This window comes from Tamaricihabitans halophyticus, assembly GCF_004340875.1.
Lineage (GTDB): Bacteria > Actinomycetota > Actinomycetes > Mycobacteriales > Pseudonocardiaceae > Tamaricihabitans > Tamaricihabitans halophyticus.
Map to the genome: position 1 here is coordinate 391,758 of NZ_SLXQ01000002.1, position 12,727 is coordinate 404,484.

General features: G+C 67.0%; 12 protein-coding genes. 9 read left to right on the forward strand and 3 right to left on the reverse strand.

The window, feature by feature from the left end:
- The first annotated feature begins 31 nt into the window (after positions 1 to 31).
- Together miaB and EV191_RS09420 are read left to right on the forward strand one after the other, a co-directional pair.
- Entirely contained in the window at positions 32 to 1,510 is a 1,479-nt protein-coding gene (gene miaB, locus EV191_RS09415; protein WP_207894468.1) for a tRNA (N6-isopentenyl adenosine(37)-C2)-methylthiotransferase MiaB, read from the forward strand.
- Positions 1,510 to 2,001, forward strand: coding sequence for an Rv2732c family membrane protein (locus tag EV191_RS09420; RefSeq protein ID WP_132876531.1), 492 nt, complete (start codon positions 1,510 to 1,512; stop codon positions 1,999 to 2,001). Before miaB ends, EV191_RS09420 begins: the two co-directional genes overlap by 1 nt.
- 41 nt (positions 2,002 to 2,042) lie before the next feature.
- On the opposite strand, the gene EV191_RS09425 is transcribed toward EV191_RS09420, so the two are convergent.
- On the reverse strand, positions 2,043 to 3,377 hold the full coding sequence (locus EV191_RS09425; RefSeq protein WP_132876532.1) for a DUF349 domain-containing protein: 1,335 nt from the start codon (positions 3,375 to 3,377) through the stop codon (positions 2,043 to 2,045).
- A 108-nt stretch (positions 3,378 to 3,485) separates the two neighbouring features.
- On the opposite strand from EV191_RS09425, the gene miaA reads away from it, so the two are divergent.
- Together miaA and dapF are read left to right on the forward strand one after the other, a co-directional pair.
- Entirely contained in the window at positions 3,486 to 4,415 is a 930-nt protein-coding gene (gene miaA / locus EV191_RS09430; protein ID WP_207894469.1) for a tRNA (adenosine(37)-N6)-dimethylallyltransferase MiaA, read from the forward strand.
- A 10-nt stretch (positions 4,416 to 4,425) separates the two neighbouring features.
- Positions 4,426 to 5,289 (forward strand): diaminopimelate epimerase, encoded by an 864-nt coding sequence (gene dapF / locus EV191_RS09435; RefSeq protein WP_132876533.1) that lies wholly within the window; start codon positions 4,426 to 4,428, stop codon positions 5,287 to 5,289.
- Here the strand turns inward: dapF and EV191_RS09440 are convergent.
- Positions 5,286 to 6,563, reverse strand: a complete 1,278-nt coding sequence (locus EV191_RS09440) for an MFS transporter (protein ID WP_132876534.1) — start codon at positions 6,561 to 6,563, stop codon at positions 5,286 to 5,288. The genes dapF and EV191_RS09440 overlap by 4 nt on opposite strands.
- Positions 6,564 to 6,671: 108 nt before the next feature.
- Between EV191_RS09440 and EV191_RS09445 the strand changes: the two genes are divergently transcribed.
- From EV191_RS09445 to EV191_RS09455, 3 genes are all read left to right on the forward strand, one after another.
- The gene (locus EV191_RS09445) at positions 6,672 to 7,187 is read left to right on the forward strand and encodes a winged helix-turn-helix domain-containing protein (protein ID WP_132876535.1); all 516 of its coding nucleotides are present in this window, start codon (positions 6,672 to 6,674) and stop codon (positions 7,185 to 7,187) included.
- A 166-nt stretch (positions 7,188 to 7,353) separates the two neighbouring features.
- The gene (hflX, locus tag EV191_RS09450) at positions 7,354 to 8,760 is read left to right on the forward strand and encodes a GTPase HflX (protein ID WP_132876731.1); all 1,407 of its coding nucleotides are present in this window, start codon (positions 7,354 to 7,356) and stop codon (positions 8,758 to 8,760) included.
- Positions 8,757 to 9,812 carry an esterase-like activity of phytase family protein gene (locus EV191_RS09455; protein WP_243658845.1) on the forward strand — a complete coding sequence of 352 codons (1,056 nt, stop codon included), beginning with the start codon at positions 8,757 to 8,759 and terminating at the stop codon, positions 9,810 to 9,812. Before hflX ends, EV191_RS09455 begins: the two co-directional genes overlap by 4 nt.
- 39 nt (positions 9,813 to 9,851) lie before the next feature.
- Here EV191_RS09455 and lexA read toward each other — a convergent pair whose 3' ends face one another.
- Positions 9,852 to 10,607, reverse strand: a complete 756-nt coding sequence (lexA, locus tag EV191_RS09460; protein WP_132876732.1) for a transcriptional repressor LexA — start codon at positions 10,605 to 10,607, stop codon at positions 9,852 to 9,854.
- A 622-nt stretch (positions 10,608 to 11,229) separates the two neighbouring features.
- Between lexA and EV191_RS30065 the strand changes: the two genes are divergently transcribed.
- Both EV191_RS30065 and nrdR read left to right on the forward strand, forming a co-directional pair.
- On the forward strand, positions 11,230 to 11,601 hold the full coding sequence (locus EV191_RS30065; RefSeq protein WP_165912889.1) for a LysM peptidoglycan-binding domain-containing protein: 372 nt from the start codon (positions 11,230 to 11,232) through the stop codon (positions 11,599 to 11,601).
- Positions 11,602 to 12,173: 572 nt separating this feature from the next.
- A complete protein-coding gene (gene nrdR / locus EV191_RS09470; protein WP_132876538.1) occupies positions 12,174 to 12,638 on the forward strand; it encodes a transcriptional regulator NrdR in 465 nt (154 codons plus the stop codon).
- The last annotated feature ends 89 nt before the right edge of the window (positions 12,639 to 12,727 follow it).

Here is a 12,727-nt window from a genome sequence, read left to right on the forward strand (position 1 = left end):
AGCGAACACGAAATGCCTGTCAGGAGCTCGAGTGACGCGCAGTTACCAGATCCGTACCTTCGGTTGCCAGATGAACGTGCACGACTCGGAACGGCTGGCCGGACTACTTGAGGACGCCGGTTATGCGCCGGCGTCCGAGGGTGCCGCGGCCGATGTCGTCGTGTTCAACACCTGCGCGGTTCGAGAGAACGCGGACAACAAGCTGTACGGCAACCTTGGCCACCTGCGGCCGAGCAAGGACGCCAATCCGGATATGCAGATCGCGGTCGGCGGCTGCCTTGCGCAGAAGGACCGTGGCGAGATCGTCAAGCGCGCGCCCTGGGTGGATGTGGTGTTCGGTACGCACAACATCGGTTCGCTTCCCACGCTGCTCGAGCGGGCCCGGCACAATGCCGAGGCCGAGGTCGAGATCCTGGAGTCGCTGGAGACATTCCCCTCGACGTTGCCAGCCAGGCGCGATTCGGCCTACTCGGGTTGGGTGTCGATCTCCGTCGGCTGCAACAACACCTGCACCTTCTGCATCGTTCCCTCGCTGCGCGGTAAGGAACGTGACCGGCGCCCAGGCGAAGTGCTCGCCGAGGTGGAGGCGCTGGTCACAGAAGGAGTCCTTGAGGTAACCCTACTGGGGCAGAACGTCAATTCTTATGGTGTGGAGTTCGGCGACCGGCTGGCCTTCTCCAAGTTGCTGCGGGCATGCGGCGAGGTCGACGGCCTCGAGCGGGTGCGCTTCACCTCGCCGCACCCGAAGGACTTCACCGATGACGTGATCGCCGCGATGGCCGAAACACCGAACGTATGCCCGCAGCTGCACATGCCGCTGCAGTCCGGTTCGGACCGGGTCCTCAAGGCGATGCGGCGTTCCTACCGCTCGCGGCGGTATCTGGAGATACTGGACAAGGTTCGCGAATCGCTACCGGATGCCGCGATCACCACCGATATCATCGTCGGCTTTCCCGGTGAGACCGAAGCGGATTTTCAGGACACCCTGGACGTGGTCCGCGCGGCGCGGTTTTCCAGCGCGTTCACCTTCCAGTACTCCAAGCGTCCGGGTACGCCGGCAGCCGAGCTGCCGGACCAGCTGCCGAAGGAGGTCGTCCAGGAGCGGTTCGAGCGGCTGATCGAGGTGCAGAACGAGGTGTCCTGGGCGGAGAACAAGAAACAGGTTGGCCGGGAGGTGGAGATCCTCGTCGCCGCGGGTGAAGGGCGGAAGGACCAGCGAAGCAACCGGATGAGCGGGCGGGCACGGGATGGCCGGCTGGTCCATTTCAACCCCGAGGGTGCCGCCGTGGACCGCGCCGTTCGGCCCGGGGACGTGGTGCATGCCGTGATCAGCTACGCCGCACCGCACCACCTCGTCGCGGATGGTGAGTTGCGGGCACATCGACGTACCCGCGCGGGTGATCACACCGAGGACGGTGTTCGACCGAAGACCGCTGGGGTGAGCCTGGGCCTGCCGGCCTTTGGAGTACCCGATGCGCAACCTGTCGTTGCGGAAGGATGTGGCGTGTGATGAGCGAGGAGTCGGCGAACCGGTCGGGCGTTGACCTGGCCGAGATGGACGAGCTACGCGAGGAGGTGGACTCCGCCGAACGGCGCGCCGTTCGGACCGTCGAGTTCGGCAACCGCGCGATGGTGATCGCTGGTGCGGTGTTCGTTCTGCTCATCGGGATCGTGTTGCCCTGGATGGATGGCCAGACCGGCTGGCAGGTTCTGCTCAATGGCGAGGAAGCCATCCCTCGGCTGTTCGCCGGCACGGCGATCGGCATCGGCGTGCTCGGCTCAATAGCCACCCTGATCACCCGGCGGTGGGCGCTGTGCTGGGTCTGTGCGATCGGCGGTTGGTTTGCCTCGGTCGATGGGCTGCTCGCGATCTGGTCGCAGCAGTCCATGGTCGGCAGGGACGTCGCCGCCACCGGGCCGGAGTTCGGCATGATCATTTCGGCGGTCGCGATGGTCGTACTTGCCGTGCAGTGGTTCCGGATGGCCTGGTCGCGTCCCTGATCGCGGGCCGTGGCCAGGCGTGCGGCCGGGTAGCCGCGGGCTCAGCGGTTGGCGACCGCGTTCTCCGCGGCCTCCAACCACTCGCGCCACTGCGCCGCCTGAGCTTCCGCCTGCTCGGCACGTTTGCGATCACCCGCGGCGCGGGCCTTCTCCGCCTGAGACTCGAACTGCTCGACGCGCTCCCGGAACTGCGCCGCGCGCGCCTGCGCCTCCGGATCGGTCCGCCGCCACTGCGCGTTGGCCGCCGAGCGGACCTTGTCCTCAACCGCCTTGAGCCGGCCCTCGAGTTCCCTGATCCGTTCCTTCGGAACCTTCCCGATACCGTCCCAGCGCTCCTGGATCCGGTGTAGCTGGGCTTTCGCCGCTTCGATATCGGCGGCGGGATCGATCTTGTCCGCCTCCGCGAGCAGTTCCTCCTTCAGCTTGGCGTTGTCCGCGAACTCCGCGTCACGCTCACTGAAAACGTCCGAACGCCGTTTGAAGAAGGAATCCTGCGCGGCGCGGAACCGTTGCCACAGCGCCTCGTCGGTATCCTTCGGGGCGCGGCCAGCCGCCTTCCAGTCGGCCATGAGCTGCTTGTACCTGGTTGCCGTGGCACCCCAGTCGGTGGAGTCGACGAGCCCTTCGGCCTCGGCGAGAAGCTCCTCCTTGCGTTGTTTGGCCACCGCCCGCTGCTTGTCCAGTTCGGCGAAATGCGAGCCACGCCGACGGTTGAACGACTCCCGCGCCTTGGAGAAGCGCTTCCACAACGCGTCGTCGGTTTTCCGGTCCACCCCGCGGACGGTCTTCCACTCGTCCAGGATGGCGCGTAGCCGATCCCCCGCGGTCTTCCACTGGGTGGATTCGGCCGCGAGCTGTTCCGCCTCGGCGACCAGGGCCTCTTTGTGCCGCACGGCCTGCGACCGTTCCACCTCTTTTGCCTTCTTGGCCTCGTCCATCGACCGCTCGGCATGGGCGATCACATGTTCGATTCGCGCGGACAGCGCGGCGAGGTCGCCGACGACGGCGGCATCGGCAAGTCCGTCCCGCAGGTGTTTCGCGCTGGTCATCGCCTGTTTTGGATCACCAGCGCCGGAATTCAGCCGCGATTCGAGCAACTCGACCTCGGTGCGCAGGTCGTCGAACCGGCGCGCGAAGTGCAGCAACCCTTCCGTCGGCGAGCCCGCCTGCCAGGAACCGACGACCCGCTCACCTTCGGGGATCTCGCCATCCGGGGTGTCCATCTTCGGGGTTCGGACGTAGACCGTGCCATCGGCATCGACCCGGCCCCACACCTCCGGTGTGGATTCGGCGGACGGCACGGGCGGTGCTTGTGGAACTGCCCGTTTTCCCTCGCCGGATGGTTCGCTGTGTGGGCGGGTGCCCTTGTCGGTCATCGCCGGTTCCTCCTCGCATGGTGCTCCGCCTCGCGGATACCTGCGCGCATTCAAACAGTTCAGGGCGCTCGATGGGTAGCCCACTGTAAGCCGGTAACCTCACCGGGCGTGAGCACGCCCGCCGGTGTCCGTCCGATCGCGATTGTCGGCCCCACCGCGACCGGCAAATCCGAACTCGCCATCTCGGTCGCCGAGACCATCGGCGGTGAGGTGATCAACGCCGACGCGATGCAGTTGTATCGCGGGATGAACATCGGCACGGCGAAGGTGACCACCGCCGAGCAGCGCGGCATACCGCACCATTTGTTGGACGTGCTCGAGGTTACCGAATCGGCGACGGTGGCCGCATACCAGCGGGACGCGCGAGCGGTTATCACCCGGCTGCGGACCGCCGGGGTCGTTCCGGTGCTGGTGGGCGGCTCGGGTCTCTATGTCCAGGCCGTACTCGATGAGCTGCGGTTTCCAGGTACCGATCCGGTGGTCCGGGCCCGGTTGGACGCCGAGGCCGCCGAGCTGGGACCGGCCGTACTGCACGAGCGGTTGGCCGCGCTCGACCCGGCGGCGGCGACCGCGATCCTGCCGTCCAACTCGCGGCGGATCGTCCGGGCGCTCGAGGTGATCGAGCTGACCGGTGCGCCGTTCTCCGCGAATCTGCCGAAGCCGGGCCCTGCCCGCTACGGCACCGTGCTGTTCGGGGTGGACAGGGATCCCGCCGAGCTCGACGCCCGAGTCGATGAGCGGGCTCGGCTGATGTTCGAGACCGGGCTGGTGGACGAGGTGCGTGCGCTGGTGGACGTCGGCCTGCGCCAGGGGCGTACCGCCGCCCGCGCACTGGGGTACCAGCAGGTGCTCGCCGCGTTGGACGGCACATACGATATGGCGGAGGCCGAGCGCGAGACCGCGCGGGCAACCCGGCGATTCGTGCGGCGACAGCGGTCCTGGTTCCGCAGGGACAAGCGGATCAGTTGGCTGCCCGGCGCGGAGCGCGGATTGGCCGAGCGAGTGATTCGGCAGTGGCGGCGCGAGACCGACGATTAGGCTGGAAGACGTGGGCGGAATCGAGTTCCTCAAGGGACATGGCACGCAGAACGACTTCGTCGTGCTGCCCGATCCAGAAGGCAAGCTGGAGTTGACCGAGGAACGGGTACGGGCACTGTGTGACCGTCGGCGGGGGATCGGCGCGGACGGCGTGCTGCGCGTGACCCGCGCCGGTGCGATGCCGACCGAAGCGCCGGATGTGGAATCCATCGTGGACCGCAATATGTGGTTCATGGACTACCGCAACGCGGATGGGTCGATCGCCGAGATGTGCGGGAACGGCGTGCGGGTGTACGCGCGCTATCTCCGCGAAGCTGGGTTGGTCGAGGGTAGCGAGTTCGTGCTTGGTACTCGCGCGGGCGCGCGCGGTGTGGTGTTCAATCCGGATGACACGGTGACCGTGGATATGGGCTCGCCGCACCGGAACGGGCACGCCGCGGTACGGGTGGGGGAAACCGAGTACGACGCGATGAGCGTGAACGTGGGCAACCAGCACGCGGTGTCCATTGTGGAACAGCCGGTGGCGGGGATCGATCTTTCCGCCGAGCCGGCGTACGAACCCGAGGACTTCCCGGATGGCGCGAACTTCGAATTCGTGAACGTCGTGTCCGAGGACGTGCTGCGGATGCGGGTCTACGAACGCGGCGTGGGCGAGACGCGGTCCTGCGGTACCGGCACGGTGGCCGCGGCGAAGGTCTACATAGCCCGCAAGGAGAACAGCAACGGGGTGGGTACGGCCGATGTGCTCGTGCCTGGTGGCCGGGTATCCGTGCGAATCATGATCGGAGCCAGCACGCTGACCGGACCAGCCGAACTCGTGGCGCGTGGTGAGCTGGACGAGAGCTGGTGGCGCTCGGCCGCCGAACCGGTCTAGCGCGGGTCGGGTGTAGACGGCGGCTCCGGCGTGGCGTCGGCCGGTACGTCACGCATCCGGCGCAGTGGTGAGCACAGTACCCACAGCACCGACAGGATCGACCCGCCGGTCGAGATCCAGATTGCCGGTCGTACGCCCAGCCATTCGCCAACCACACCGCCGAGTAGCGCGCCGATCGGCAGTACGCCCCAGATGACGAACCGCATGGTTGCCGTCATCCGCCCGCGTAACCGGTCCGGGCAGATCATCTGCCGGTAACTGACCTGCGCGATGTCGTACACGACCACCGCGTAGATCAGCGCGATATAGCCGACGAACGCCAGCGCGACACCGATCTCCGGTTGAGCCAGCGGTAGCAGCAGCATCAGCGGCTGCACGGTAACCAGGACCAGCCACATCGTGCGGACCTGGCCGAAGGTGCGCATCCACCAGCTCGCCGTGAGCGCACCGAGCAGCGAACCAAGGCCACCGCTGGCGAGTACCAAACCAACAACGCCAGCGGAAAGACCGAGTTCCTGAACCAGGTAGAGCGCGAGCAGCGCGCCGAGCATCGACTCGAAGAGGTTGGCCGTGGCACCGGTCGCGACGAGCGGGCGGATCGTCGGGTGGGTGAAGACGAATCGCAGGCCTTCCACGATCTCGGTGCGCAACCGGCCCGTGTGCTGACGTTCGGGCACGGTTTCGACGTGCTTGATGCGGAACAGGAACAGTACCGAGGCGAAATAGCCGACGCAGGTGCTCAGCACGGCGTTCGCGGCGCCGGCGAACTGGATCAGCCAGCCACCCATCGCGGGGGCACTCATCTCGGAGATCGAGCGGGTGGATTCGAGTTTCGCGAAGCCGTCCGGCAGCTGCTGGCGGTGGATCAGGTTGGCCAGGTACGGCTGGGCGGCGATATCGAAGAACACCGTACCCGCGCCGACCAGCAGCGCGACGATCAGCAACTGGGTCATGCTGAGCGCATCGAACCAGGCGGCCACCGGGACGCTCAGCAGCAGCAGCCCTCGGCTGAGATCAGCGATGATCATGACGGGCCGCCGGCGCAGCCGATCCAGCCAGGCGCCGACCGGCAAGCCGATCAGCAGGAACGCGAACGTGCTCGCCGCGTTCAGCAGGCCCAGTTCGAACGCGCTGGCACCGAGCGAGCCGATCGCCAGCAGCGGCAGCACGGCCTGCACCGTGTAGGTGCCGAACTGGCTTGCCGTATCGCCGGCCCAGAACCGTAGGAACCCGGCATGGCGGGTCAGCGCTACCGGCGCTGGCGATTCGGACATATGTGCAGCATCCCGTATTACGGATGATCACTGCAGCCGAGTATCGATTTTGGGTGAGTTCGAGGTGTGTCGACCGGTCGTGTTCGGGCGCGGTCGTAGCCTGCATGGGTGACTGGACGACGAGCAACGGAGTTGGAAACGAAGGCGCTCGCCTCGGCCGTGCGACTGCGGATTCTTCGGTTGACCCACCAGCGCGGGTTAACGAACAAGGAGATCGCGGTGCGGCTCGGCAAGGATCCGGCGACCACACTGCACCATATCCGCAAACTGGTCGCGGCCGGTTTTCTCACGGCACAGCGGGCGCGTAGGGGCGCAAGGGGCGCGCGGGAGATTCCCTACCGGGCGACAATGGCGAGCAGGCACATCGGCGTCGGCACCGATGGCACGCCCGCGGAACGCCTCGCCGAGCTTTCCGCGCGGGAGGCGATTCTCGCCGCCTATCTCGGTGAGGTCGCCGATCTCGGCCTGACCGAAGTTGACCAGGTACGGCTGGCCCTTTCGCTACGCCGGCAGGACCGGGAGGAATTTCATACCCGGTTGACCGCGTTGGTTGAGGAGTTCCGCGAGCGCGATCCGGACGGTGACCGGCTCGGGGTTTACGTCGCGCTCTACCCGAGCGGGTAAAGCGCTCGGCGTAACCGAGGAAACGTGGGACAATAGGGGCAGGATGACAGATTTGATACGTGATGACGAGCTGATCGGGCAGGGTGCGCGGAGCCGGGGTTCCCAGGGGCAGGGTTTCCAGGGCCAGGGTTCTCCCGAGGGCCTTGCCGGCGACGGGGTAACCGCCATGGCCGAGGACATCTCGGATGGCGAGTTGGCGCTGACCGAACGGGCGGCGCTGCGCAGGGTCGTCGGCCTGTCCACAGAGCTCGCGGATATTTCCGAGGTCGAGTACCGCCAGCTGCGGCTGGAACGGGTCGTGCTGGTCGGGGTATGGACCAGTGGCACGGTCGAGCAGGCCGATGCCTCGCTCGCCGAGCTTGGTCGGCTCGCCGAGACGGCTGGCTCGGAGGTGTTGGAAGGCCTGATCCAGCGGCGCGACCGGCCGGATCCGGCTACCTACATCGGCTCGGGCAAGGTGCGCGAGCTGGCTGACACCGTGCGCGCGAACGGCGCCGATACGGTGATCTGCGATGGTGAACTCTCCGCTGGCCAGCTGCGCCAACTGGAGGAAAAGCTCAAGGTCAAGGTGATCGACCGGACCGCGCTGATCCTGGATATCTTCGCCCAGCACGCACGGTCCCGCGAAGGCAAGGCGCAGGTTGAGCTGGCCCAGTTGCAGTACCTGATGCCGCGGCTGCGTGGTTGGGGTTCGGCCCTCTCCCGGCAGGCCGGTGGGCGCGCTGGCGGTGCTGGCGGCGGTGTCGGGTTGCGCGGTCCAGGTGAAACGAAACTGGAGATCGATCGCCGGCGGATCCACAAGCGGATCGCGAAACTGCGCAAGGAAGTCGTGGGGATGGACACCGTGCGGCGGACCAAGCGGGATCGCCGGCTGGCCAACGAGGTTCCGAGTGTGGCCATCGTGGGCTATACCAACGCGGGTAAATCGAGCCTGCTGAACGCGATCACCGGGGCCGGTGTTCTGGTCCAGGACGCCCTGTTCGCCACCCTGGATCCGACCACTCGGCGCGGTGTGACACCGGACGGCAGGGACTACACCCTGACCGATACGGTCGGCTTCGTCCGGCATCTGCCGCACCAGCTCGTGGACGCATTTCGGTCCACATTGGAGGAAGCGGTAGCCGCGGATGTGTTGCTGCACGTCGTGGATGCCGCGGACGCACTGCCCGAAGCACAGGTCGAAGCGGTACGCGAAGTGCTCGGGGAGATCACCGAGGGCCGGGACGAGACTCTGCCGCCGGAGCTGCTCGTGGTGAACAAGGCCGACGCGGTGGACGAGTTGGAGCTGGCCAGGCTACGACACGTGTTCCCGGAAGCGATCGTCGTATCGGCGCGTACCGGGACTGGTGTGGCTGACCTGATTGAGGCCATCGCCGATCGGTTGCCCCGACCGGACGTGCTGGTCGAGGCACTGCTGCCGTATGCCAGCGGAGCCTTGGTGGCCAGGGTGCACCGGGAAGGTGAAGTGCTTTCCGAACGGCATACCGCCGATGGCACCATGCTCAGCGCCCGGGTACGCCCCGACCTGGCTGGTGTGCTCGCCGGTTTCACCACAAACGGCACGGCCGGGTGAGACGAGCCGCCATCGCGGCTGTGCTCCTGGGGCTGACCGCGCTGGTCTGCCCGGGGGTAGCGTCGGCAACGGCGAACGAGGTGCCCGAACCGGTCGACCGGTGCGTCGTCTCGGACCCCCGGCTGGATGAGGTTTCCGGGCTGGCCGCCGATGACCAGCGATGGTATGCCGTCAACGACGGCGGTTCCCGGCTGGAGGTGTATGTCCTCGGTCGGGACTGCGCCGTGCAGGACGTGATCACCAACGACACCAATCCCTACGACGTCGAGGATCTGGCGCTGGCCACCGATGGCACGCTGTGGCTGGCCGATACCGGGGACAACCGGAAGGTGCGCGAGACCGTAGCCCTGCACGAACTCGGCCAGGACGGTTCGGCCACGCTCTACCGGCTGACGTATCCGGACCGGGCGCACGATGCCGAGGCGCTGCTGCTCGGCGCGGACGGTGTGCCGTACATCGTCACCAAGTCGGGGCTGGGCAGCTCCGGTATCTACCGCCCGGCCGAAGAGCTGACCAGCCCTGGGCCCACTCCGCTCGAGCGGGTCGGCTCGGTGCAGTTCACGCCGACGAGTACGCCGGGTGGGCCGATCTCGCGCGTGATCGGCTCGGTGACCGTCACCGGCGGCGCGGTGAGCGCGGATGGTCGGGTGGTGGCGCTACGCACCTACACCGACGCCTACCTGTATCCCGCGCCGGACGGTGATGTGCTCGCCGCACTGGCGCGAGATCCCGTTCGGGTTCCGCTGCCGAACGAGCAGCAGGGCGAGGCGATCGCGTTCGAGCCGGACGGCGCGCTGCTTTCCGCGTCGGAAGGCACCAACCAGCCGCTTCGGGCGGTCGAAGCGGCGGAGGAGCTGGCCGGCAAGGCGGCTACGTCGGCCAGCCGTTCCGGCGCGGAGCAGCGCGAAACCGGCGGTACTGGCCCGGAGGGGGATGCGGCCGCCCGAAGTGATGATTCCGGGCTGGCGACCGGACCCGCGCTGCTGATCGCCATCGGGATCGCGCTGCTGCTTGCCGTTGGTTTCGGGCGGTGGCGCCGGCGTTCTCGCTGAGCCCAGCAGCGCGGCTACTGGCCGACTCGGTAGCCGGCTCTATAGCCGACGCAGTACCGCCACGACCTTGCCGAGCACCGTCGCGTCGTCACCGGGAATCGGTTCGTAGGACTCGTTGTGCGGGATCAGCCAGACGTGGCCGTCCTTGCGCTTGAGCGTCTTGACGGTGGCCTCGCCGTCGATCATCGCGGCGACGATATCGCCGTTTTCCGCGTCCTCCTGTTGGCGGACAACGACCCAGTCGCCATCGGTGATCGCCGCGTCCACCATCGAATCACCGCTGACGTTCAGCATGAACAGCGATCCGTCACCGACGAGTTCCTTTGGCATCGGGAACACGTCCTCGACCGCCTGTTGGGCGAGAATCGGGCCACCGGCGGCGATCCGCCCCAGGATGGGCACATAAGTCGGAGCGGGCAGGCTCTCGTTCGGTTCCGCCTCGGAACTGTGTGCCGGACCGGTGGGCCGCGCGTCGACCTCACTGGCCGCGGAGCTGATCGGGATCACCTGCCGGGCCTTCTTACGCCGCTTGCCCGGTTCGTCCTCCGGCGGCAGCACGCCAACGGCACGCGGCCGGTTCGGGTCGCGTCGCAGGAAACCCTTCTGTTCCAGGGCGCGAAGCTGGTGCGATACCGACGAGGTGGAGGTCAGGCCGACGGAGTCGCCGATCTCGCGCACGCTCGGTGGGTAGCCGAACCGGTCCACATGGGCGCGGATGACCTCCAGCACATGCCGCTGGCGCGGGGTGAGTCCGGCCGCGTCCACGGCGTCGTCGAGCCCGGGAAAACCCGTCACGGTGCCTTTCCGGGGACGTCCGGCGCGCGAGTTTCGCGGGCCCGCGTCGTCGGGCTTGTCGTCGTTGTTCGTCACTGCGTTCCTCCGGTGCCGGCCATGCTCGTGCGGTCCGTGTGTTCGATTATCGCGCGACCTGAGTCAAGTTGCGCGGAGATCCACGGCGATGTGTTCGACGCGCTGAAACGGGATGGTCAATTACCCGGTTCGCGACTCGTTTGTCGAGGTAGACGGTAACCCGCGAGATCGGCGAGATCAAACACCTGTTCGAGAGACACGCCGGGCGGGACTCGATTTTGTCGGGGCGAAGTGGTACAAAATCGCACGGACGTTCGATCGAACTACTGTTCGAAGCAGCGAAGGGAGCGAGGCGATGTCGGTACTCGCGAACGACACGGCAAACGTGCCGGAGATGCCGGAGGCGTCTGGGGTGTCTGGGATTCCTGGGGCGTCTGGGGCTCCTGGGGTCTCTGGGGTGCTGAGGGAGCGCGGGGAGCGGCACTCACGAGGCGGGGCCGGTGTGATCGTCGAGCATCCGGCCGTTCGAAATCGTCCTCCCCGTCCGCGAACTCCGGCGCCGCGAGCTCTTCCCGGGCAGCGAAACGGGCGTCGGGTGCTCGAACGCGTGCCGGCGAGGTCGCGGCCGCCACGCGGGGTTGAAGCGCCAAGGTCGGTCCGGTCGAACGGTTGCCAGGCGCGGGTACCGGCGCGCAGGTGGCCAGCGCTCCTGGCGCTCGGTGTCGCGGTGTTTCTCGGGGTGCTGGGCTTCGGCGCGCTCGCTGACGGGATGAGCCCGCCGGTTCCGGAGCGCACCACCGTTGTCTCGGTCGCCCCCGGCGAGACGCTCTGGCAGGTCGCCGACCGGTACGCCGCGGATAGCGACCCGAACGAGGTTGTGGCGCGTATTCAACAACTCAATGAGATGTCCGGCACCAAGGTGCATGCCGGAGACGTGCTGACCGTACCGGATCAGGCCGGCGGCACCGAGATCAACTGACGGTAGCGCGTACCGCGCTCGACGTCGGGTCCGCGCCGCCCGCGGCTGGGCGCGAGCGTGGCGTCGCCCGCCAGAATCCGGGCGAGTCGGGTAAAGCGGACCCGACGCGCCGCGACACGTTTTACGACTTTGCCCGCTCGGGTGAACACGATCGGTGATGGGGTTCGCGTTGACCTCGGCATCGAGTCCGGCTGAGGTATCTGTAGCGCGACCACGAGCTGTTTCACTCGCTCGTGTCGCTTGCGATTCCTTGGTCAGCGGCCTAACGTCTACCCCAACATCTAGTAGTTACATCGCTGTCGTTAGTCCACAGGTTGGGTTAGGATCGAAGGTAGCTGTCCACAGGGCATCCACCGGTAGTCCACAACTTGATCAACAGTTTGATCAGTGGCCGTGATCGTTAACCCGTGACGACGACGCCGTGGCGGGCGGCGGCGGTGCGGACGCGGATGGACCGTCAGCCAGTATCGGTGCGCATGTTCGTAGCGGAACGTGATGGTGTGGTTGCCGGGTAACTCCCGTGCGGCGCCCGTGCGGCGGGGGTGGCTAGTCGAGAAAGTAGGAGTCTTACGATGCGATGTCCGTTCTGTCGGAACACCGACTCGCGAGTCGTCGACTCCAGGGAAGTCGAGGATGGTCAGGCGATTCGTCGCCGGCGATCGTGTTCGGCCTGCAGTCGGCGGTTCACGACGGTCGAGCAAGGTGTGCTCGCGGTGGTGAAACGATCCGGCGTGACCGAGCCGTTCAGTAGGGACAAGGTCGTTCGGGGAGTCCAGCGCGCCTGCCAGGGTCGTCCGGTGGACGACGATGATGTTCAGCAGTTGGCCCATCGGGTGGAGGAAACCGTCCGAGCCGCGGGTGTCGCGGAGATACCGGCACACGAGGTTGGCCTTGCCATCCTGGGACCGCTTCGCGAGCTCGACGAAGTCGCCTACCTCCGGTTTGCGAGCGTCTACCGGGCGTTTTCCTCCGTGGAGGACTTCGAGAAGGAGATCGCGGAGTTGCGTAAGGCGACCGAGCGGGATCCGGCGGGGTAACTCGGCCGCACGGTACGGGCAGCGCGTGGTCGTGGCGGTAGCTGGTTGATGGGGCGAGTTCGGGACGGCGAAGTGAGTGCGAGTGACAA